17 protein-coding genes are annotated in these 22797 nt (G+C 43.7%); 15 read left to right on the forward strand and 2 right to left on the reverse strand.

The window, feature by feature from the left end:
- Nucleotide 1 precedes the first annotated feature (1 nt).
- The 4 genes from QEP08_RS07110 to QEP08_RS07125 all read left to right on the forward strand — a co-directional run bounded on the left by QEP08_RS07110 (nt 2) and on the right by QEP08_RS07125 (nt 8197).
- A complete protein-coding gene (locus tag QEP08_RS07110) occupies nt 2-1756 on the forward strand; it encodes a glycoside hydrolase family 71/99 protein (RefSeq protein WP_285056841.1) in 1755 nt (584 codons plus the stop codon).
- A 149-nt stretch (nt 1757-1905) separates the two neighbouring features.
- On the forward strand, nt 1906-2814 hold the full coding sequence (locus tag QEP08_RS07115) for a sugar phosphate isomerase/epimerase family protein (protein ID WP_285056843.1): 909 nt from the start codon (nt 1906-1908) through the stop codon (nt 2812-2814).
- Nucleotides 2815-2826: 12 nt separating this feature from the next.
- Nucleotides 2827-5508, forward strand: a complete 2682-nt coding sequence (locus tag QEP08_RS07120; RefSeq protein WP_285056845.1) for a PQQ-dependent sugar dehydrogenase — start codon at nt 2827-2829, stop codon at nt 5506-5508.
- 364 nt (nt 5509-5872) lie between these two features.
- Entirely contained in the window at nt 5873-8197 is a 2325-nt protein-coding gene (locus QEP08_RS07125; protein ID WP_285056847.1) for a glycoside hydrolase family 95 protein, read from the forward strand.
- On the opposite strand, the gene QEP08_RS07130 is transcribed toward QEP08_RS07125, so the two are convergent.
- A complete protein-coding gene (locus tag QEP08_RS07130; RefSeq protein ID WP_285056849.1) occupies nt 8190-8462 on the reverse strand; it encodes a hypothetical protein in 273 nt (90 codons plus the stop codon). The two genes, QEP08_RS07125 and QEP08_RS07130, sit on opposite strands and share 8 nt — an antisense overlap.
- A 171-nt stretch (nt 8463-8633) precedes the next feature.
- On the opposite strand from QEP08_RS07130, the gene QEP08_RS07135 reads away from it, so the two are divergent.
- Nucleotides 8634-10382 (forward strand): tetratricopeptide repeat protein, encoded by a 1749-nt coding sequence (locus QEP08_RS07135; protein WP_285056850.1) that lies wholly within the window; start codon nt 8634-8636, stop codon nt 10380-10382.
- 20 nt (nt 10383-10402) lie between these two features.
- Here the strand turns inward: QEP08_RS07135 and QEP08_RS07140 are convergent, their stop codons facing one another.
- The gene (locus QEP08_RS07140) at nt 10403-10660 is read right to left on the reverse strand and encodes a hypothetical protein (RefSeq protein WP_285056852.1); all 258 of its coding nucleotides are present in this window, start codon (nt 10658-10660) and stop codon (nt 10403-10405) included.
- A 183-nt stretch (nt 10661-10843) separates the two neighbouring features.
- Between QEP08_RS07140 and idi the strand changes: the two genes are divergently transcribed.
- The 10 genes from idi (at nt 10844) to QEP08_RS07190 (ending at nt 22790) form a co-directional block, all read left to right on the forward strand.
- Complete coding sequence (gene idi / locus QEP08_RS07145; RefSeq protein WP_285056854.1) at nt 10844-11377, forward strand: isopentenyl-diphosphate Delta-isomerase; 534 nt, start codon at nt 10844-10846, stop codon at nt 11375-11377.
- Between the two features lie 111 nt (nt 11378-11488).
- Nucleotides 11489-13690 (forward strand): beta-N-acetylhexosaminidase, encoded by a 2202-nt coding sequence (locus QEP08_RS07150; protein ID WP_285056855.1) that lies wholly within the window; start codon nt 11489-11491, stop codon nt 13688-13690.
- A 10-nt stretch (nt 13691-13700) separates the two neighbouring features.
- Nucleotides 13701-14498, forward strand: coding sequence for a HipA family kinase (locus QEP08_RS07155; protein WP_285056857.1), 798 nt, complete (start codon nt 13701-13703; stop codon nt 14496-14498).
- On the forward strand, nt 14476-14865 hold the full coding sequence (locus QEP08_RS07160; protein ID WP_285056859.1) for a DUF3037 domain-containing protein: 390 nt from the start codon (nt 14476-14478) through the stop codon (nt 14863-14865). The genes QEP08_RS07155 and QEP08_RS07160 overlap by 23 nt, the downstream gene beginning before the upstream one ends.
- A gap of 60 nt (nt 14866-14925) precedes the next feature.
- Nucleotides 14926-15732, forward strand: coding sequence for a serine O-acetyltransferase EpsC (gene epsC / locus QEP08_RS07165; RefSeq protein ID WP_285056861.1), 807 nt, complete (start codon nt 14926-14928; stop codon nt 15730-15732).
- A 2-nt stretch (nt 15733-15734) separates the two neighbouring features.
- Complete coding sequence (cysM, locus tag QEP08_RS07170; RefSeq protein WP_285056863.1) at nt 15735-16607, forward strand: cysteine synthase CysM; 873 nt, start codon at nt 15735-15737, stop codon at nt 16605-16607.
- Nucleotides 16608-16735: 128 nt separating this feature from the next.
- Nucleotides 16736-18232 carry a tagaturonate reductase gene (locus QEP08_RS07175; RefSeq protein ID WP_285056864.1) on the forward strand — a complete coding sequence of 499 codons (1497 nt, stop codon included), beginning with the start codon at nt 16736-16738 and terminating at the stop codon, nt 18230-18232.
- Nucleotides 18233-18266: 34 nt separating this feature from the next.
- Complete coding sequence (locus QEP08_RS07180) at nt 18267-19640, forward strand: MFS transporter (protein ID WP_285056865.1); 1374 nt, start codon at nt 18267-18269, stop codon at nt 19638-19640.
- Nucleotides 19641-19673: 33 nt separating this feature from the next.
- A complete protein-coding gene (locus QEP08_RS07185; protein WP_285056867.1) occupies nt 19674-21299 on the forward strand; it encodes an NADP-dependent glyceraldehyde-3-phosphate dehydrogenase in 1626 nt (541 codons plus the stop codon).
- Between the two features lie 159 nt (nt 21300-21458).
- A complete protein-coding gene (locus QEP08_RS07190; RefSeq protein ID WP_285056869.1) occupies nt 21459-22790 on the forward strand; it encodes an alpha-L-fucosidase in 1332 nt (443 codons plus the stop codon).
- The last annotated feature ends 7 nt before the right edge of the window (nt 22791-22797 follow it).

Raw genomic sequence — 22797 nt, forward strand, 5'->3', positions numbered from 1 at the left:
GATGAGATCACTAAAGGCATTCGTCACCATATTATTTGCTGCAATGAGTTTGCAGTGTTATTCACAATCCGCGTGTTCCGGCTTCGGCGCCATTGATGCCCTCGGAAGGAAATTGCCCACTTATGAAGAAGTTGGCGACTTAAGGAAAGACAAATTTGTCGGATTGTTCTATTGGACCTGGCATACACAGCAAAGTAAAAACAATGCACCATTCAATACCACTGAATATCTTGCCCGGGATCCTAAAGCAAAAGAAGATTACAATAATCCCATCTGGCCGAAGAAGAATAGTCCCTGGTTTTGGTCGGAACCTTTGTTTGGATATTATATAAATACAGATGAGTGGGTATTGCGCAAACACGCCGAAATGCTTGCAGATGCCGCAGTAGATGTGATCATCTTTGACTGCACCAATGGGAATTTCACCTGGGAGGAGTCTTATATGAAACTCTGTGAAGTGTTCACAAAGGCCAGAAAAGATGGGGTACGGACGCCGCAGATCGCCTTCATGCTGCCTTTCGGTCCCTCTTCCGGTGCAAAAGAAATTATCACAGCACTCTATAATGATCTTTATAAAAAAGGGTTGTATACAGATCTCTGCTTCAACTGGAAGGGAAAGCCGCTGATCATGGCCTACCCGGAAATTGCCACTGATACAGAAATGCGCAATTTCTTTACTTTTCGCCCCGGACAGCCGGTTTATGATAAAGGACCTGAAAGAAAAGACCACTGGGGCTGGCTGGAGATCTATCCTCAACATGGCTTTGTGAAAACAAGTACAGGTTTTGAGCAGGCTGTTGTCGGCGTAGCTCAAAACTGGTCAAAGGAACGGGGGCTAACTGCAATGAATGCTCCAGGGTCTTTCGGCAGAAGCTATACGGCTCAAAAGGGCCTGATCAGAGCACCCGGAGCTGTAAATTACGGATACAATTTTCAGGAGCAGTGGGAAAGGGCACTGGAGATTGATCCCGAATTCATCTTCATCACCGGATGGAATGAATGGATAGCTGGTCGTGCAGAATCGTGGGGAAAGCAGACCAATGCTTTTCCGGATGAGTTCGATCAGGAAGGCAGCAGGGATATTGAAATGATGAAAGGCGGACATGGTGACAATTATTACTACCAGATGATCGCAAACATCCGCAGGTTTAAAGGGATGCCGAAACCCCAAAAGGTGTCAGGTCCTGTTCGTATCTCTGTTGATGGAGAGTTCAAAGAATGGGAAGCTGTTTCTCCAAAGTACAGCAGTTACAAAGGAAGTACCCTGCACCGTGACAGCAGGGGATGGGGAAACTTACGGTATGTAAACAACAGCGGCCGAAATGACATCGTCGCGGCAAAAGTGGCAAGGGATAAAGATTATGTTTACTTCTACATAGAAACTGCGGCGCCCATGACTCCCAAGACAGATCCTGCCTGGATGCGCATCTTTATCGATATTGATCTGGACAAAAATACCGGCTGGGAGGGATACGACTTTGTCATCAACAGAACCGCGCCAAAACAAAAAGCATATTTGGAAAAGACGGATTTTGGTTGGAATTGGGAGGCTGCAGGTGAACTGGACTATGCAGTAAAATCAAACCAGCTGGAGCTGAAGATTCCCCGTTCACTATTGGGGGTAAAAGAGGTGTTAAATTTTGGCTTTAAGTGTCAAGATAACACTAAGTCAGACAATGACATTATGGATTTCTGGATAAATGGCGATGCTGCTCCGGCGGGAAGAGCATATTATCACTATAAGTCAGGTAGTTAATATTTGTATTACATAGGTTGTGTGTTGTTTTAAAAATTCTATATTAGTGGCGCAGGAGCTAAATATCCATTCTTTTACTCAGTTTATCCATTTAGGCATAAATTATAATCGATAGTTTTACCTCTGGCAATAACCAAATTTTCACACAAATGAATTTTAAAACACAAACTATTACTACACCTAAATCGATGAACCTAACCCGTAAAATTTTTTCAGGATTGTGCTTGCTGCTGATCCTGGGTGCTTGCAAAAGCATGAATTCTAATAAAAGCGGATCAAGTGCCAAAAACCCTGAAAGCAAGCTGGGATGGGAGCTTGGATCTCAGGCTTACACTTTCAGAATGTTTACTTTCGCCGAGGCGATAAAGAAGATTGACAGCTGTAACCTGAGATATGTGGAAGCATTTCCAGGACAGAAGATCGGTGGCGGCATAGAAGGAACAATGGGACCTGATATGGACGATGCGAAACGGAAAGCGGTCCTTGAAATGTTGAAAGCAAACAATGTAAAAGTTGTTGCCTTTGGCGTGACCGGTGCCAATAGTGAGGCAGACTGGGTTAAATTGTTTGAATTCTGCAAAGCTATGGGTATTCACACCATCACTTCGGAACCAAATGAAAAAGACATTCCATTGCTTTCAAAATTAGCTGATCAATACCAGATCAATGTGGCGATCCATAACCATCCGGACCCGTCGCATTACTGGAATCCTGATATTGTATTAAATGCAATAAAAGGACAAAGCAAACGTATTGGTGCATGTGCCGATATAGGTCACTGGGTACGTTCAGGACTGGATCCTGTAGAATGTCTTAAGAAACTGGAGGGTCATGTTCTGCACTCGCATATGAAAGACCTTCATGAAAAAGGCAAAGGTGGTCATGATGTGCACTGGGGAGAAGGGGTTTCCGACATTCCTGCTGTTATCGCCGAGCTGAAAAGACAAAATTTTAAAGGAGCGATCTCCGCAGAATACGAATACAACTGGCTAAGTAACAGTGCAGATGTAGCCGCAAGCGTTGTCAATTTCCGTAACCTTGTAACAAAAACCAACTAGTAAAACACACACATGATCAAGTTATCATTCTGGAAACCAATAACAGCACTTTCGCTGTTATTGGTTTCGGCATATATAGCGAACGGACAAACTGCAGCTAAACCTGATGAAAACAGGTTTACTAAAGTTGTACTTCAGCAAAAACTGGAAGAACCAATGCAATTCCAGATCCTTGACGGGGGAAAAGTACTGTACGCTGAGCGTAAAGGAAAACTAAAGCTTTATGATCCTGCCACGGGCAAGATGGTAGTAGTTGCTGAGTTCAATGTCAGCAGGGAATATGTAAGCAAAAGCGGTGAGCATTCTGAGGGTGAAGACGGATTACAGGGTGTGATCCTTGATCCTGATTATGCAAAGAACCATTGGATCTACATTTATTATTCTCCAAAGGAGGAATCGGTAAACAGGCTTTCCAGGTTCACATGGGCTGGTGGAAAGCTGAATATGGCTACAGAAAAGAAAGTACTGGACGTGGTTGTACAGCGTGAAGAATGCTGTCATGTCGGCGGGGGTATGCTCTTTGATAAGGACAAAAACCTTTACCTGACTACAGGCGACAATACTTTCTCGAGGTCGTCTGATGGGTTTACCCCAATTGATGAACGCGCTGGAGAAGGCCCGCGTGACGCACAAAAGTCTTCAGGAAATACCAATGACCTGAGGGGAAAGATCCTGCGCATCCATCCTGAACCGGATGGCAGCTACACCATTCCTGAAGGAAATCTATTTCCCAAAGGTACTCCTAAGACACGTCCTGAGATCTATACCATGGGCAACAGGAATCCCTGGAGATTGACAATAGACAGCAAAAATGGCTGGCTTTTTTGGGGTGAAGTTGGTCCTGATGGTTCAAACTCGTCGGATCTGAGGGGGCCGAGGTCTTATGACGAATTTAATATTGCAAAAAAAGCCGGGAACTATGGCTGGCCATATTTTAACGGCAAGGAAGCTTATCGCTACTACAATTTTGCGACAAAGGAATCCGGCGCCTGGTGGGACCCGCTAAAGCCAACCAACAATTCTCCCAACAATACGGGATTGAACGTTTTACCACCTGCCACTGATCCGTTTATCTGGTATCCGTATGCAGTAAGTGAGCAGTTCCCGGAGATGGGTAGTGGCGGCCGCAGTGCCGTTGGCGGCCCTATATTTCACGCTGCTGATTTTAAAAATGCGAAATATCTTTTCCCTGCATATTATGAGGGCAAATGGCTGATCACCGACTGGGTGAGGGGCTGGATCCTGGCTGTTACTTTTGATGATGAAGGTAAATTCATTTCTATGGAGCGCTTTTTGCCTAACCTGACCTTGCGCGGGCCTATTGATATGAAATTCGGGCCTGATGGCAGTTTGTACATTATGGAATATGGCAACGGTTATTTCAAGGACCTTCCCGAGGCAGAGCTAATCAAGATAGAATTTAACGGGGGCAACCGCAAGCCTGAAGTACAGGCGACAGCCAATAAAGTTGCAGGACCGCTTCCTTTAAAAGTGCAATTGTCATCTGCCGGAACGTCAGATTCTGACGGCGATCCGCTGACTTACAACTGGAAGATCACTAAGAATGGAAAGCTTGTTCAGACAAAGACTGCTGCCAATCCGGAGATATTATTAAGTACCGCAGGTGTTTATAAGGCAACCCTGACTGTGACCGATCCTTCAGGTGCCAGGAACAGCAAGTCTGTAGAGATCTCGGCTGGAAATGCCGTGCCGGTAGTTAATTTTAACTTCACAAAGGGCAACACCAGTTTCTTTTTTCCAGGCAATACTATTAATTATGCTGTAAGTGTAACTGATAAAGAAGACGGCAGCCTCGCAAATAAAAAAATCCTTCCTTCACAGGTTTCTGTTTCTATCAACTATCTGTCAGAAGGTTATGATATGACCGTTGTCGCCCAGAATCAAAACAAGCAGGATGTCGGTGCGCAGTTTGCGGGAGCTAAGGCATTGATCAGGAAAAGTGATTGTAATGCCTGTCATACGGTAGATACACGGTCACTCGGGCCTTCATTTACTGAAGTGGCGTTAAAATACAAAGGCAGCAAAACTGCAGAAGAAACGCTGACTAAAAAAGTAATCAACGGGGGTTCAGGTGTATGGGGTGATGCAATGATGCCTGCCCATACTGGCATGTCTACAGCGGAGGTCAGTTCGATCATTAAATATGTACTGAGCCTGAGCGAAAAAAAGGCCGCAGCTAAGAATCTTCCGGTTACAGGAAGCTACACGACTCATGAGCAGCTCGGACAAACCAACAAAGGCTCATTTATTTTCAGGGCTGCGTATAAAGACCGTGGTTCGAAACTTGCACCCGCACAGACGGGGGAAAGTATTGTTGTGTTGCGTAATCCGACTTTACTTGTTGCAAATGCGGACGCTTTTGACGGAATAGATTTCAACGGTAATAAATCTGTGGCTACGCCTAAAGAAAAAGGATCGTTTATTCAATTGAAAAATATTGACCTGACCGGTATCAAAAAGCTTGAACTGGCTGGTACCGACAAGAAAGCATCAGGTGCTTTTGAAGTAAGACTTGATGCTGCAGACGGAAAGGTAATCGGTCATTCGGCCGCTTCCGTTGATGGGCAGAAGACTTCAGCTGATCTGGTCAGTTCAGCCGGAAAGCATGATGTGTTCATCGTCTTTGCTGAAGCCGCTGGAAAGGTTACAGCCATTAACATAAAAGACCGTTAATATTCTATATTTGCCATCATTGAGCATTATTTGTTTAATGATGGCAAAATATCGTTGCCCTGGCCATAGAGCCAAAAAGGAAGCCTGATTCAAGGGGTTCTATTTAGGGATACACAAAATCAACTCAGAGCACAACCGTTAAGATAGGGTAGTATTGCTGTTTGAAACTAACAATATTTTAATAAGGTAGTAACAGGGTCTTAACAGGGTGATAACAGGGTCATTGATATAATTATAATATAGTTAATACATAATTTTAAGTTAAATAATCCATCATTTATCTAGCTTAATCCATTTCAATTCCCTCAATAAACAATATTTTTACTCTAAATAATAACCAAATTAAATCGTATCCTGATTCCCAATGGTCAAAAAGCAACTACTCTTCATCGCGGTAACTTATCTGTTATACAATAGTTCGCAGGCGCAGCAAAAGCCACTCAACCTGTGGTATGAGCAACCTGCCAGAGTTTGGGAGGAAACTTTGCCATTGGGCAATGGAAGATTAGGCATGACACCTGACGGTGGGGTGTACAAGGAAAAGATCGTATTAAACGACATTACATTATGGTCGGGTTCTCCTCAGGATGCCAATAACTACGAGGCCTATAAGAGTCTGCCTGCCATCCGCAAACTGATTGCTGAAGGCAAAAATGAAGAGGCACAGGACCTGGTCAATAAAAATTTTGTCTGTAAAGGTCCCGGTTCCGGTGGTGTGCAATGGGGCAAATACCAGACGCTTGGTGATTTGGAAATCGAATATGATTATGGAAATACAGCAGCCCAACCGCAACACTATCATCGAGAACTTTCTTTAGATAATGCATTGGCTACCACTACTTTTAAGCTTAATGGGGTAAATTATAAAAGAACCTATTTCACCAGTTTTGATGATGACGTAGATGTGATCAGGATCACTGCCGATCAGGCCGGGAAATTAAACTGTAAGATCAGCATAAAACGGGCAGAAAGATTTGCGGTAAAGACAGAAGGTCAAGAACTGCAGATGTATGGCCAGCTGGACAACGGCACCGACGGAAAGGGCATGCAATACCTGACCCGCATCCGGACGAAGACAAAAGATGGAACTGTAGCCGCAGATGAAAACTCACTGATTGTAAAAAATGCTACGGAACTCGTTATTTATGTATCTGCGGGCACCGATTTCAAAGGGTTTTCTTATAAAACTGCGACAGCCAAATTACTGAGTGCGGCAATTAGAAAGCCATATGAACTACAAGAAGCCAAACACATTGCCAATTTTGGAAAACTCTTTAAGCGGGTTAGCATAGATCTTGGACAAGGGATTTCTTCAAATCTGCCAACAAACAAAAGACTGGATCTGTTTTACAAAAATTTCCAGGATGATCCCGGACTAGCTGCATTATTTATGCAGTTTGGCCGTTACCTGACCATTAGCAGTACCAGGGTAGGGCTGTTGCCGCCAAACTTACAGGGCTTATGGGCCAAAGAGATCAATACACCCTGGAACGGTGACTACCATCTGGATGTAAATGTGCAGATGAACCACTGGCCGGTAGAAGTCACTAACCTTTCAGAACTCAATTTACCACTTGCAGAATTGGTTGAGGGGCTGGTAGAGCCAGGCAGGAAAACAGCTAAAGCTTATTATAATGCAGACGGATGGATCGCACACGTAATCACCAATGTATGGGGGTTTACAGAGCCGGGTGAAAGCGCATCATGGGGCGTTGCCAATGCGGGTTCCGGCTGGTTATGCAACAACCTATGGGAGCATTATGCCTTCTCTCAGGATAAAACCTATCTGAAGCGGATTTATCCCGTTTTAAAAGGATCCGCACAGTTTTACAACAATGCGCTGGTAAAAGATCTCAAATCGGGCTGGTGGGTTACTTCACCTTCAGTCTCGCCGGAGAACTCCTTCTACCTGCCAAACGGCAAGACGGCCAATGTTTCTATGGGACCAACGATTGACAACCAGATTGTCAGGGATCTGTTCAATAATGTAATTGCCGCCTCTAAAATGCTGAACGTAGATCCTGAATTTAGAAAGGTGTTACAAGATAAATTGACATCCATACCCCCTCCCGGTGTAATCAGCAAAAGCGGACGCATCCAGGAGTGGCTGGAAGATTATAAGGAAACCGATCCGCAGCACCGCCACATTTCTCATCTCTGGGGGTTATACCCGGCATCATTAATTACACCTACTGCTACACCAGCACTGGCAGAAGCAGCAAAAAAAACATTGGAAGTAAGAGGAGATGACGGTCCGAGCTGGACGATCGCCTACAAGGTATTGTTCTGGGCACGTCTGCAGGATGGCAATCGCGCATTTAAGTTACTCAGGGAAATATTGAAACCAACGTCGAGGACAGATATCAACTATGGCGCAGGCGGCGGAGTTTATCCGAATATGCTTTCGGCAGGCCCCCCATTCCAGATAGATGGTAATTTTGGTGCTGAAGCAGGCATCGCTGAAATGTTGCTGCAAAGTCATGATGGTTTTATCGACCTGTTGCCCGCGATACCGGATGCCTGGAAAAGCTCTGGCTCAGTCAAAGGTCTGAAAGCAAGAGGCAATTACACAGTAAGTATGAGCTGGAAAGATGGTAAAGTACAGGAGTACACCATTTCGTCTCCTAAGCCTTCCAAAGTGAAGGTTAAGGTAAACGGTGTGATAAAGCTCATTACCTCAACTAACTAGTTCCGAATATACCTTTATAGGCAGACCAGCAAGCGTTTTTGATTTCCTGGGGAAGATTATCCTTTACATAGAACTGAATGCCTTTTTCGGTATAGAAGTAACGGAAGTAATTGCCCAGCTTATCTGGTTTCTCACCGGTGAGGATGCTTTCGCGTTTGTTCAGCCAGTGTAAATAGGTCACTTCAACACGCGCCAGGGCTACTTCAAGGTCTCTTATTTTGCCGGAATTTTTATCAATCTGCATCAGTTCACTATAATCACTCATATCACAAATCTATGTAAGATGTAAAGATACGGATAATTTAATGGTTAAAAGATTTGGTCTTAAAACCTCATTCTCAGACGGCTATACGCATCATTTTTAAGAATATAACTATTGTTTGGTATATTTATGCGTGTTTTACTTCGGAACTGGTGGTCCGTTAATATCATTCTTATGAAAACAATACTGTTGTTTTGCACATTCTGCCTTTTTTTTACGGGTACACACAGATATGGTTCCCCTCTTAAAAAGTCTTCAAATACACTTGAATACTGGAATGCAAAGGTAACCATGTGCGGCTCATTCTCTTCTGCAGAGCGTATTGATATAGCAGATAACGGCAAATTTATCGCGCAGCTGCCAGGCTGGGGTCGCTATTCTTACCTTATATCCACCACCAGTGACAGTGCCCAGATTTATTTTGACCAGGGATTAAATATGTATTACAGCTACCATATGAAAGAAGCCCTTGCTTCTTTCAAGGAATCGGCCCGTTTCGATCCCCACTGCGCTATGGCCTACTGGGGACAAGCACTTGCTATGGGGCCATACTATAATTCTGCGCATAATTATGTAATTCCCGAGAACATTGCTGAGGTTTTGAAACTTATGAACCAAGCCGCAACCAATAGTTCGTCAGCAAAAGAAAGCGCATTAGTTAAAGTCATGAACCTCAGGTATTCTACCGCTGATAAGGATAAAGCGAAGTTAAACATGGCTTACGCGAATGGGATGAGCGCTCTTATGTCTGTATATGCGCAGGACGCGGACATTAAAGCGCTTTACATAGACGCTGTAATGCTGATTCATCCCTGGGATTTCTGGAACAGTGATGGTTCGGCAAAAGAGTGGACGCCAGAAATAGTAGCCTTGTGTGAAAATTTGTTGCAGACAAAACCAAAACATCCCGGAGCCTTGCATTATTATATACATTTGACGGAGGCCTCCCGCCGGCCCGAAAGAGCGCTTCCTAATGCACAACTGCTGAAAGATCTTTTTCCAGGTGTGGCTCATATGGTCCATATGTCGAGTCATGTGTATCAGAGAAACGGATGGTATTCACTCGGTGTAGATGCAAATGACCAGGCTGATGCAAACCTTGTACGATATGACTCACTGGCGAAAAATCTTTCGCTGAATAAACATTCCTCTCACTATTTCGCGGTGCAGGCCTTTTGCGGACTTACCGGGGGAATGTATACCAAAGGGATACAGGATGCCCTGCGGTGCAGAAAAAGTGTTTCGCCTATTTATGAAGATACTTATGCCCAGTATTTGTACATGATGCCGGTCTTTACGCAGGTCAGGCTGGGCAGATGGGATGAAATATTGAAAGATACCGTGCAACCAGACCGGGCCTGGCCTTATGCAGGAATACTTAGTAATTTTGCCAGAGGACTGGCCTATATTTATACCGGGAGGCAGGATTCGGCTACCAGCCAGCTTGTTCAGCTGCGCGATAAAATAAAAGATCCCGTTTTAAAGAAGCGGCGCATTCCTTTTAATACAACGCTGCAAGGTGCGCTGGTTGCGGAATATATTTTAAATGCCGTTATTTTGTTCGATCAGAAAAGAAATGCTGAGGGCATTAAGAGCCTCAATGAAGCTATAAAGATTGAAGACCAGATGATCTATTCCGAGCCGATGGACTGGCCCATTCCCGCCAGGCAATTTTTAGGAGCATATCTCTTAAAGCAGAACAAGCCAGCTGATGCAGAGCGGGTATATAAAATGGATTTAATACTAAATCCCGGAAATGGATGGTCATCACTTGGTTTATATCAGAGTTTACTTAAACAGCACAAGATTAAATCTCTTTCCGGTTACAAGGCGGCCTACCTTCGGTCTTTTTCTCATGCAGAGCACATCCCGGCTGCCTCGGTTTATATCGGCCCGGATGGCCATTTAAATACATTTAAGTGACGATATAGTGATACCCGGGGTCAGTACTCATCATCTTCATCCTCGCCAAATGCCGGTTCTTCATCCGGTTCAAAATCATCGCCCTGCAAATCTTCTTCAATAGGAAACAGATCATCGTCGTCTTCAAGAAGATCTTCATCGTCTTCAGGGTCGGTCCGGCCACCAAAAGCAGGATCCAGCTCATCAGTTTCCGCGGTGAGCGACTCATCAAGAATTACTGTTTGTTTGTCATGGCCGGTAACTTTTTCCTGATCATGATTTTTAAACCGATTTTCCATTCGTTTTTGCTTTAGCGTATTGTAATTAAAAACGATTAACAGTGGATTATGTTTTCCGCGTTTGCAAATTTTGCGGCAATATAAGACAGATGGACAATAAACTTCTTATTGCTGTAAAATGAAAAGGATATTATAAACGTTATTATTTTATCAGCTATTTTTGCATACACACAAATGACAACAATGACGGAACGGGTAATTTTAGTGGATGAGCAGGACAATGAGATAGGCACTATGCAAAAGATGGAGGCACATTTAAAGGGCAGGCTTCATCGTGCATTTTCTGTCTTCATCTTCAATGACAAAGGTGAGCTGCTGCTGCAGCAACGTGCTTTAGATAAATATCATTCCGGCGGCAAATGGACCAATACCTGCTGCAGTCATCCGCGGTCGGGTGAGGATACCCTGGCTGCCGCAAACAGGAGACTTTATGAGGAAATGGGCATGCATTGTGAGCTGAAATATGGGTTTAGTTTTACGTATCAGGCTATTGTAAACGAATCCCTTTCTGAGAATGAATATGATCATGTGTATTTTGGAGTAAGCAATGATTTTCCCGTACCCAATGCTGAAGAAGTTTCAGATTTCAGGTATATCAGCATGGATGCGTTAAAAACAGATATTGACAAGCATCCCAATGAATATACAGAATGGCTGAAGATCTGTTTTGATAAAGTCGTGGAGCTCTATAAAGATAAAGTGGCACTGCATTTATAACCGGTACAGGTCTTATGCAAACGGTTGTTCAAACTTTCCCGGTTTCTAAAATTCTCTGTGGTTAATTATTTGATTATCATTGTGTAGATCAACTATAACACTATGACCACAATGAACAAATTAATGTTATGCTGCGCGTTTATACTCTCAGTACTATCAGCATCTGCCCAGTTAAATATCGTACCCCTGCCAAAGCAGATTACTGAAAACGGAACTTCATTTACTGTTGTAAGAAATACAAAAATCTATTATGAAAAGGGCTTAAAAGCGCAGGCTGAATTACTGAATGCCGCGTTGTCGCCTGCTACCGGATTTGATTTCGAGATGATCCAGTCAAAGCCGGGTGTACAGAATGGTATCATTTTGAAGTTTGATAAATCTTTGGCCGCCAATAAAGAAGGTTATCGGCTCAGCGTAAAGAATAATGCTGTTGTTTTGAGCGGCTCAACCGCCGCAGGTGTATTCTATGGTACCCAAACTTTGCTTCAGATGCTACCGGCAGCTATCCACGACAAGACACGCCAAAAGGGAATGAACTGGAAGATCAGAGGTGCAGAGATAGAAGATGCGCCATTGTGGGGCTGGCGTGGTATGATGCTGGATGTTTCCCGCTATTTTTTCAGCAAAGATTATGTACTAAAGTTTATAGACATGATGTCTATGTATAAAATGAATGTACTTCACCTGCACCTGGTAGATGATGCTGGCTGGCGGCTGGAGATTAAAAAATACCCTAAACTAACATCTGTGGGGGCATGGAGAGGTGAGGGTGCTGAGCGTACAGGTGGCTACTATACACAGGAAGACATTAAAGAAATGGTGGCTTACGCCAGTTTAAGAAATGTAGATATCATCCCTGAGATAGAGATTCCTGCGCATACACTTTCTTCAATTGCCGCTTATCCATTTTTATCCTGCACAGGTGAACAATATGTAGTACAAACCCAGCATTCTATAAGCAAAGAGATTCTTTGCGTGGGTAAGGAGTCTACCTTTGATTTTATGGCAGATGTATTTAAAGAAACGTTTGCGTTATTTCCTTCAAAGTATATTCACATTGGCGGTGATGAGGCCAATTATGATCGCTGGAAGGCTTGTCCGCATTGCCAGAAGCGCAAAACGGACCTGGGCTTGAAAACAGAAAAGGAGCTGCAGGTATATTTTAACCAGAGGGTGCAAAAAATGGTATCGAAATATGATAAAACCATTGTTGGCTGGAATGAGATCATAGAAGACGGATTGACAGATAAAGCTGTGGGGATGATTTGGAATGACCAGAAAAAAGCGTTCAAAGCAGTGGAAGACGGTCACTATACGGTGATGACCCTGACCGAATACTCTTACTTTGATTTTCCGGAAAGCAAGATCCCGGGTGAGGTAAAAGCCGCGGGATGGCGGTCACCCATTCCATTGGAAAAGGTATACCAGTTAAATCCTATGCTGAAAGGCATGGATGAAAAATACCGCCCGCAGATATTGGGTGCCAGCGCAGCACTCTGGTCTGATCAGTTTATCCATGGTACTTTGCTGCAGGAAATTCCGCCGCTCAATGAAAACCGTTCTGAAAAGTATTTTGATTATCTGAGTTTTCCGCGAATGGCCGCTATGGCAGAGGTGTGCTGGACACCTGTTGCACGGCAAAGCTGGACAGGTTTTGAACAGCGGATGCGCAGTCAGTATGAACGCTACGACCATGCCGGATATGGCTATAGAGTGCCGCAACCAAAGCTGGTCAGCAATGAAAAGGCTGCAGATGGATATGTATTGAAACTGGAGAATATGGTGGATGGAGCACAAATCAGGTATAGTACCGATGGAACGAGGGCTACGGCGTATTCAGCCATATATACTCAGCCGGTAAAAGTCAAACAATTAAGCGATTTTAGCGCCGTTACTGTAGTAAATCGCAATGTATATTCCTTGCCGTTTTATTTTCCTGAGAAATATGAACAGTTTAAAAATTACGGCGAACTGATCGGAGAATGGATACCATCCAAGATTAAGGGAAAGGAATTCGGGTTATTTGAAATGAATGCTTCCGGTAAGATAAGCGGCAATGGTAATTATCAGGTCGCATTTTGGTATACAGACGGAGATTCACGTCTTGAGATTAAATCTGTAGAAGTCTATAAGAACGGCATTAAGGTTACCGAAGATGTACATGATGGTTTTACGGGAGGTTCACAGCAAAATAACTTGTACAAATTCAGCATCAAAGAATATGAAACCGGAGCTGAGTTTACTGTAAAAGCTATGGTGAGAGGAGATATCAGCAATGATTCTAACGGCGCGGTTTTTATAAAGAAATTGTAACTTTGGCGCTATGAAGAATAGCGTTCCTCCGTTGAGGACAGTCAGTGTGATCCGTTATGTAACACCTTTGCGTGAGGGCGGTTCTATGCCGGCGATCGCGGAAGCAGACGACGGATTCTTATATGTATTGAAGTTTCGCGGCGCAGGGCAAGGTATGAAGGCTCTGATCGCTGAACTTATTGGCGGAGAGATCGCCCGGGCTTTAGGCTTTAAAGTCCCGGAGCTTGTCTTTGCAAATTTAGATGAGGCTTTTGGCCGTACAGAACCTGATGAAGAGATCCAGGACTTACTAAAGGCAAGCGTAGGACTAAACCTGGCACTGCATTATCTTTCCGGTTCTATCACATTTGATCCGACGGTAGCGGTTATTGATTCAAAACTAGCTTCACAGATCGTTTGGCTGGATTGTCTGCTGACCAATATGGACCGCACGGCACGCAACACCAATATGTTGTTCTGGCATAAAGAGCTCTGGCTCATAGACCACGGTGCTGCACTGTATTTTCATCATTCCATGCAAAACTGGAAAGAGCAGGCTAAAAAACCTTTTGTGCTGGTCAAAGACCATGTCCTGCTTCCCTTTGCAACTGAACTTGAGGCAGTAGATCTTGAGTTTAAGGGCATTCTTAATGACCAGTTGATCGATGCCATAGTAGCCCTGATTCCGGATGAATGGTTATTGCGTGACCTGGAAGAAGAATCTGCTGAAGAGCGCCGGCAGGTATACGCGGAGTTCCTCAAATTAAGGATCGCTCATTCTCTAATCTTTGTTAAAGAAGCACAGCATGCAAGAACAGGATCTATTTGAGTATGCGGTGATTCGCCTGGTGCCCAAAGTGGAGCGGGAGGAGTTCATGAATGTGGGCGTGATCCTGTATTGCGCGAAGCAAAAGTATTTGAAAACCAGGATAGAACTGGATGAACAGCGTTTTTCTCTATTTTGCAGCAGTATTGATCTGGAGGAGCTGCGTCATCACCTGAATGCATTTGAAAATATTTGCAGGGGCGGCAAAGAAGGAGGCCCAATTGGTAAGCTGGATATGGCTTCGAGGTTCAGGTGGTTAACGGCTACCAGAAGCACCGTATTGCAAAGCTCAAAGGTACACCCTGGTTTTTGTGTAGACCCGGAAGAGAAATTACAGCAACTTTACAGTCAGATGGTTCTTTTGCCTTAAAACTACTCGTAAATAGGAAATAATTTTCTTTCTTTTACACTTTCAAACAGCTATACCAAAATGAGCGAGGAATTTTATCTTCATATATTTAATAAGCAGCGTGATATTGAGGCTGTGCCTTCCAACGAAGAGGTTGCAGAATGGGCCATCGGATTAATGAACCTGATCTATCCTGAGCGGGTTACTTCACCGGATTATTCTATCAATGAGATCAAAAGATTGTTTACCAGGCAGCAGAACGCATTGGTAAATATCCTGAATGCAACAAAAGCCTGTGAGAACAGTGACAACGGGCAAATCGCCGCACAGATATTTGAGCAATTGCCGGAATTGTACAGAAAGATGAACACAGACATCAGTGCAATTATGGAAGGTGATCCTGCAGCCAAAAGTGAATTTGAAATCATCAGGAGCTATCCGGGTTTTCTGGCCATTGCTTTATACAGGATTGCGCATGCCATTCTTGAGGCCGATGTTCCGATCATTCCGAGGATACTTACCGAATACGCGCATTCTATAACCGGAATTGACATACACCCGGCATCCAGCATTGGAGAGTACCTTTATATAGACCATGGTACCGGCCTGGTTATCGGCGAAACTACAGTGATCGGGAATCATGTCAAATTATATCAGGGCGTAACCCTTGGTGCGCTGAGTGTAGAGAAATATATGGCCAACACCAAAAGGCACCCAACAATAGAGGATCATGTCATTATTTACTCCGGGGCTACCATATTGGGCGGTGAGACTGTAATCGGGCATAATTGCGTGATCGGCGGAAACGTATGGCTGACTAAAAGCGTTCCGGCCGGATCCACCGTTTATCATCAGTCGGCCATTAAAGTAGAGACCAAAAATCTGTAAGCATGGGAAATATCATAGAATTTGTTGGAAATACCCCGTTGGTCGAGATCCAGAAACTAAATCCTAATCCCAACGTGAAGATCTATGCCAAACTGGAAGGTAATAATCCTGGTGGAAGTGTGAAGGACAGGGCTGCACTCAATATGATCCGGAGTGCCTTAGAACGCGGAGACATACACAAAGGGACGAAACTGATTGAAGCAACCAGTGGAAATACTGGTATAGCACTGGCAATGATCGCCAGCATTTATGACCTCGAGATAGAGCTGGTCATGCCATCCAGTTCTACAAGGGAGCGTACACTTACGATGGAAGCTTATGGTGCTAAGGTCACTTTGCTGGAATCCATAGAGATCTGCAGGGATTATGCTGAGGAGAAAGGCCTTCAGCCCGGATATTTTCTGTTGAACCAATTCTCAAATCCGGACAATTACCTGGCGCACTATAAGACTACCGGCCCTGAGATATGGAAGGACACTAAGGGGCAGATCACCCATTTGGTAAGCTCCATGGGTACGACAGGTAGCATTATGGGCAATTCGATGTTTTTAAAAGAGCAGAACCCGAAGGTTCAGATCATCGGTTGTCAGCCTACAGAAGATTCTTCTATTCCCGGAATTCGCAGATGGCCGGAAGCTTACTTACCCAAGATATTTGATCCAGGCAGAGTAGACCGGGTTATGGACGTTTCTCAACAGGAAGCGACAGACGTAGCGAGGAAACTGGCCAAAACAGAAGGGATCTTTGCAGGAATGAGCAGTGGGGGTGCTTTGTCTTGTGCATTGAGGCTTGCTGCTGAACTGGAATCTGGTGTTATTGTTTTTATCGCGTGCGATCGGGGTGACCGTTACCTGAGCAGTGATCTGTTTGGATAATTTTCTGGTTAATTTCAACGTATTCAGATCATTTCAGCGATAACGATTGCGTAAATAATTTCGCCGGAAAAGCCTTATTCTTAGGGATAATTATGTAGAATTGTTTTCGACTGTATGAAATTCGAGATATGATTCTTTCTAACCAAACATTAAAAAGCATAAGCGCTGAAAACGTTTCCATCCCTGACAATTCATTATTGCAGCTGCCGGAGAAAGTACTTCAATTTGGTACCGGGGTCTTATTGCGCGGACTTCCTGATTATTTTATAGATAAAGCCAATAAGAAAAATATATTCAATGGCAGGGTAGCAATTGTTAAATCGACCAGCAAAGGTGATTTGAAAGATTTTGAAAACCAGGACGGTCTTTACACCATTTGTGTACGCGGACTGGAAAATGGACAACCCGTAGCTGAAAACATCATTTCATCTGCGATAAGCAGGGTACTTTCTGCAGATAAGGATTGGTCTGCGATACTTGAAATCGCTAAAAAAACCGAACTTCAGGTGATTGTTTCTAATACAACCGAGGTGGGTATACAACTGGTCAATGAAAGTATTGAACTTAATCCACCTTTATCATTTCCCGCAAAAGTATTGGCGGTATTGTATGCGCGTTACAAAGCGCTTGGTGATTCGCCTGATTCGGATATCGCGGTGATCGCCACGGAACTAATTCCTGAAAACGGAAAGAAGCTGGAAGGCATCGTTTATGAACTTGCAGCTTTTAACAGCCTGGAACGTGGGTTCTCAACCTGGTTAAAAGCACATGTGTTCTTCTGCAATTCCCTGGTCGACAGGATCGTGCCTGGCAAGCCCGACCATGCAGCATTAGAAAAACTGCAATTGGAATTGGGCTACAAAGATAACCTGCTGATCATGGCAGAACCATACCGCCTATGGGCGATAGAGGGGAATGAAAGGGTTTCCGAATTGCTTAACCTGGAGTCAGCTGACCGAGGTGTAATTGTAAAGCCTGATATCGAGATCTACCGGGAGCTGAAAGTAAGGTTGCTAAACGGTTCACATACATTGGCTTGTGGCATCGCATACCTGTCTGGTATCGATACAGTAAATAAAGCGATGAACGACACCACTTTAAAAAATTACATCTCCGATGTGATGCAAAATGAAATTGTTCCGGCCATTCCCTATAAGATAGAAGCGGATGTTGCATTCACTTTTGCCGGATCCGTACTTGACAGGTTTGCCAATCCATTTATTGAGCACTTTTGGATCAATATCACGTTTCAATATGTAATGAAAATCAAGGTCAGAATATTGCCGGTACTGGTTCAGTATTATAAAATTTACAATAAAGTTCCGCCACATATTGCCTTTGGATTTGCCGCGTTTTTATTGTTTATGCGAACCAGCAGGAAAGAGAATGATAAGTATTTTGGTGATTTTAAAGGTCGTGAATACCCAATTACTGACGACCAGGCCGCATATTTCTATGAAAAAAGCAAACTGGACACGTCAGCCTATGTAAAGTCAGTTCTAACAGATGAGAATTTGTGGGGCACGGACTTATCGGCACATACCGGCTTTATAGAAACTGTTGAAGAAAATTATAACTATATTTCGATGAACGGAATAAAAGAGGGGCTGATGCAGACAAACTAAAAAAGAACACACAACCAATATTAAACCAAATATAATGAACGATAAAAAAGTACCTGGGTACAGGTGGACAATCTGTGCTTTATTATTTTTTGCTACAACTGTAAACTACCTGGACAGGCAGGTTTTAAGTTTATTAAAACCGCATCTGGAGGAGATATTTGACTGGACGGACAATGATTATGCAAATATTGCTTCTGTTTTTCAGTTTACGTATGCCGTTTCCATGCTGTTTGCCGGAAGGATCATTGACAAACTGGGTACCAAGAAAGGATATGCATGGGCCATTATCATTTGGTCTCTCGGTGCCATACTGCATGCATTTGCTATCCCAATGGGAAACTTAGTTTCAACAGTGCTTGGATTCGCAGGTATAGGCATTGCTTCTGTTTCAATTGTAGGTTTTATGATTTCACGCGCGGTGCTCGGCTTTGGAGAAGCAGGGAACTTTCCTGCGGCCATTAAAGCTACAGCGGAGTATTTTCCTAAAAAGGAACGCTCATTCGCAACCGGCTTTTTTAACGGAGGTACCAATATAGGGGCAGTCCTTGCACCATTGAGCGTTCCCTTTATTGCTGCAAAATGGGGTTGGGAAGCCGCGTTTATATTCATTGGTGCTATCGGTTTCCTCTGGCTCTTTTTCTGGTACAAATATTATGATAAAGTAGAGGACCAAAAGCGATTATCTCCGGAAGAACTGGCTTATATTCGTGATGGTGAGGTTGAAAAACCGAGCATAATCAGCGAAGGCGTGGTTCACGAAGCCAGGATATCCTGGTTTAAACTGCTTACTTATAAACAAACCTGGGCATTCGCTATCGGCAAATTCATGACCGACGGTGTATGGTGGTTTTTCCTGTTCTGGCTCCCTGCATACCTGAAAGATCAATATGGGATGGTAGATACTCAAATCATGCTTCCTCTGGCAGTACTTTATAGTATGACCATGTTTGGAAGTATAGGCGGAGGCTGGTTTCCAATGTACTTTATAAACAAAGGGCATGAAGTTTATGCCGGCCGGATGAAGGCAATGCTGCTGATCGCAATATTTCCGCTTGTGGTGCTTGCCGCGCAGCCCTTAGGACATATTACCTTCTGGATCCCGGTATTGCTGATCGGCATAGGAGCCTCGGCACATCAGGCGTGGTCTGCCAATCTGTTCACTACTGTATCGGACATGTTTCCTAAAAAAGCAATTGGTTCTGTTATAGGAATAGGTGGAATGATGGGCGGCCTGGGTGGTGTTTTGGTAACCAAGCTTGCTGGTGCGTTATTTACAAATTACAAAGCACTGGGCCATATTGAAACGGGTTACTCAATTATGTTTGCCATTTGTGCTACAGCATACCTGATTGCCTGGTCAATTATGAAAGCTTTAGTTCCTAAGTACAAACCGATTACTGATCTTTAGGATCACCATCTTTCAACACTAAAAAGCATATAAATGACATTTAAAGAACATCTCAGTTCTATTTTCATAGAAGAACATGAGATACCTGAAGAATTTAAATTAAAAGAAGAAGTACACCAGAGGGAATACCTGAATAACGGACAGATGCATCCCTGGAATGGTGAGGTACACATTGTATTGTCTCCTGTTTGTGTCAAAACAGCCCATGGATTGCAGCGTAAAGTGATCGGCACCTATCCGCTTTGTGACGAGAAAGAAGCTGCAGCCGCACTTGATGCTGCTGTAAAAGCTTATGACAATGGCAGAGGGGAGTGGCCTACCATGAGTGTAGCCGACAGGATCACCTGTGTAGAGAAGTTTACACACAAGATCATAGAGAAAAAAAATGAAGTTGTTAAGCTGCTGATGTGGGAGATCGGTAAGTCTTATGCAGATTCCATAAAAGAATTTGACCGTACAGTGGAGTATATTTACGCTACGATCGATGCTTTAAAAGATCTTGACCGTCAATCTTCTAAGTTCAGTATCGAACAGGGAATAGTCGCACAGATCAGACGGTCACCCCTGGGCGTTGTATTGTGTATGGGCCCCTTCAATTACCCATTGAATGAAACTTTCACTACGCTGATACCGGCACTGATCATGGGCAATACCTTACTGTTTAAGCCGCCTAAACATGGTACTTTATTGCACTATCCTTTGCTTACTGCATTCAGGGACTGTTTTCCTAAAGGAGTGGTCAATACGATATACGGAAGAGGTAACAAGATCATTCCCGATCTGATGAAGTCTGGTGACATCAACGTGCTTACGCTCATCGGCTCCAGTAAGGTGGCGAATGAACTGAAGAAACTCCACCCTAAGGTAAACCGTCTGCGCGCAATCCTGGGTCTGGATGCAAAAAATGCGGCCATAATCACCTCAAAGGCGGACATTAGCCTGTCTGTGCAGGAAACTGTACTAGGTTCTCTATCATTTAACGGACAGCGCTGTACTGCTTTGAAGATCATATTTGTACACCGGAGCCTTGCAGATAGATTTTTGACCGGGCTGTCTGATGCAGTTAGTAAACTTAAGTTTGGCATGCCCTGGGAGGCTGGTGTATCATTGACTCCCCTGCCGGAACCTCATAAACCTGCATATCTTAAAGAATGTATAGACGATGCAGTGGAAAAGGGAGCACGTGTGGTAAATGAAAACGGAGGTGTTTCTAATGAATCCTTCGTATTCCCCGCGATCATCTACCCTGTAAGCAAAGGCATGAAATTGTATACCGAAGAGCAGTTTGGCCCGGTTATACCTGTGGTTCCTTTTGATGACCTGGAAGAAACCATAACCTATCTGATCGAATCTACCCATGGGCAGCAGGTAAGTATATTTAGTGATGACGACGAGGAGATTGCAAAACTGATAGATCCGCTGGTAAATCAGGTAAGCAGGGTCAATATCAATTGCCAGTGTCAGCGCGGACCTGACGTATTTCCTTTTACCGGAAGGAAGGACAGTGCCGAAGGAACATTATCAGTGATAGACGCTCTGAGATCATTCTCGATTAGGTCGCTGGTGGCCACCAAACTTAATGACAGCAATAAGCATTTGATTAATGAAATTGTTGACAGTCATAGCTCTAACTTCCTGATTACAAAATATTTATTTTAAATTACTGAATAATAAGCCGTTTTTACATTGCAGCATGATCTTTGCATTGTAAAAACGGCTGCAATGCCAAATTTACATAATCAATTGGCAGTATTACAGAATTAGTTATAATGCTATCCTGCTTACTTTGCTGTAACCAAAAATGTAACTTAATTAAGTATGAAAAGAACTACGCTGCTGATGGCAGGACTTGTATTATTATCCTGCACGGCATTCGCTCAAAAAAACTATCTGGAAGAATCTAAAGCTGACAAAGCTAAACGGATGCAATGGTGGACAGACGATACCTTTGGTATGTTTATCCACTGGGGTTTGTATGCAGTACCCGCCGGAGAATATAATGGAAAGGGCGGTGGTGCAGAATGGATCATGGAAACTCATAAGATCCCCACTGCAGAATATGAGAAATTTGCAGAACAATTCAATCCCCTGAAATTCAACGCAAGAGAATGGGTACAGATTGCCAAATCTGCAGGTGCTAAATATATAGTCATCACTTCCAAGCATCATGACGGGTTCAGCATCTGGGATAGCAAGGTCACCAAATACGACATTATGGATGCCACGCCTTTTAAAAGAGATATTTTAAAGGAACTTTCTGAGGCATGCAAGGCCGCAGGCATTCAGTTTTGTTTGTACCATTCCATCATGGACTGGCATCAGCCAGATGCTAAGTCAAAAGATTATAAACACCAGTCGACCGAAAACCCAGATTTTAATAAATACAGAGAAGAATATCTAAAGCCACAGCTGGCCGAGCTGATCAAAAAATATGATCCGGCGGTGCTCTGGTTTGATGGGGAGTGGATTCCAGAATGGACAGAACAACAGGGCAAAGATCTGTACAATTATCTGCGTAACCTCAAACCCTCGCTGATCATTAACAATAGAGTGGGCAAAGCCAGGGGTGGAATGGAGGGGATGAATAAGTATGAAAATGCTGCCGGAGATTTTGGTACACCGGAACAGGAGATCCTAAAAGGGACATCGCAGGAATACTGGGAGAGCTGCATGACATTAAATGGCAACTGGGGTTATGTAAAGAATGACAACAATTGGAAATCCGCTCAGTTATTGATTGACAATCTGGTAGATATCGCTGCAAAAGGTGGTAATTATCTGCTGAATGTCGGTCCTACTGCTGAAGGTTTGATTCCTGATCAAAGTATTGAGCGGCTCGCTGAAATGGGAAAATGGTTGGGCGTAAATAAAGAGGCGATCTATGCTACCAAGGGCTTAACGAACTATAAAGAAGGCGATAATCTCAAATTCACACAAAGTAAGGACGGCAAAAATACCTATGCTATATTTAACAAGTATGACAACAATGAATTGTCTCTGACCAGTGTTCAGCCAAAAGCCGGATCAAAGATCTATTTGCTTGGTGTAAGTAAGCCGTTGACCTGGACAAAAAAAGGAAATGCAGTAACTGTGAAGTTGCCTGAGGAGCTGCCCTGCAAATACGCCTGGACTTTAAAAATTCAAATTTAATACAAAT

It is taken from the genome of Pedobacter ginsengisoli, assembly GCF_030244015.1.
Classification (GTDB): Bacteria; Bacteroidota; Bacteroidia; order Sphingobacteriales; family Sphingobacteriaceae; genus Pedobacter; species Pedobacter ginsengisoli.

What these genes read in the sequence shown, in the direction of transcription:
- epsC (WP_285056861.1), top strand. Translation starts at nt 14,926, where the DNA reads ATGAGCGAGGAATTTTATCTTCATATATTTAATAAGCAGCGTGATATT.
- QEP08_RS07120 (WP_285056845.1), top strand. Translation starts at nt 2,827, where the DNA reads ATGATCAAGTTATCATTCTGGAAACCAATAACAGCACTTTCGCTGTTA.
- QEP08_RS07140 (WP_285056852.1), bottom strand. Translation starts at nt 10,660, where the DNA reads ATGGAAAATCGGTTTAAAAATCATGATCAGGAAAAAGTTACCGGCCAT.
- QEP08_RS07130 (WP_285056849.1), bottom strand. Translation starts at nt 8,462, where the DNA reads ATGAGTGATTATAGTGAACTGATGCAGATTGATAAAAATTCCGGCAAA.
- idi (WP_285056854.1), top strand. Translation starts at nt 10,844, where the DNA reads ATGACGGAACGGGTAATTTTAGTGGATGAGCAGGACAATGAGATAGGC.
- QEP08_RS07155 (WP_285056857.1), top strand. Translation starts at nt 13,701, where the DNA reads ATGAAGAATAGCGTTCCTCCGTTGAGGACAGTCAGTGTGATCCGTTAT.
- QEP08_RS07175 (WP_285056864.1), top strand. Translation starts at nt 16,736, where the DNA reads ATGATTCTTTCTAACCAAACATTAAAAAGCATAAGCGCTGAAAACGTT.
- QEP08_RS07160 (WP_285056859.1), top strand. Translation starts at nt 14,476, where the DNA reads ATGCAAGAACAGGATCTATTTGAGTATGCGGTGATTCGCCTGGTGCCC.
- QEP08_RS07150 (WP_285056855.1), top strand. Translation starts at nt 11,489, where the DNA reads ATGAACAAATTAATGTTATGCTGCGCGTTTATACTCTCAGTACTATCA.
- QEP08_RS07190 (WP_285056869.1), top strand. Translation starts at nt 21,459, where the DNA reads ATGAAAAGAACTACGCTGCTGATGGCAGGACTTGTATTATTATCCTGC.
- cysM (WP_285056863.1), top strand. Translation starts at nt 15,735, where the DNA reads ATGGGAAATATCATAGAATTTGTTGGAAATACCCCGTTGGTCGAGATC.
- QEP08_RS07135 (WP_285056850.1), top strand. Translation starts at nt 8,634, where the DNA reads ATGAAAACAATACTGTTGTTTTGCACATTCTGCCTTTTTTTTACGGGT.
- QEP08_RS07185 (WP_285056867.1), top strand. Translation starts at nt 19,674, where the DNA reads ATGACATTTAAAGAACATCTCAGTTCTATTTTCATAGAAGAACATGAG.
- QEP08_RS07180 (WP_285056865.1), top strand. Translation starts at nt 18,267, where the DNA reads ATGAACGATAAAAAAGTACCTGGGTACAGGTGGACAATCTGTGCTTTA.
- QEP08_RS07125 (WP_285056847.1), top strand. Translation starts at nt 5,873, where the DNA reads ATGGTCAAAAAGCAACTACTCTTCATCGCGGTAACTTATCTGTTATAC.
- QEP08_RS07115 (WP_285056843.1), top strand. Translation starts at nt 1,906, where the DNA reads ATGAATTTTAAAACACAAACTATTACTACACCTAAATCGATGAACCTA.
- QEP08_RS07110 (WP_285056841.1), top strand. Translation starts at nt 2, where the DNA reads ATGAGATCACTAAAGGCATTCGTCACCATATTATTTGCTGCAATGAGT.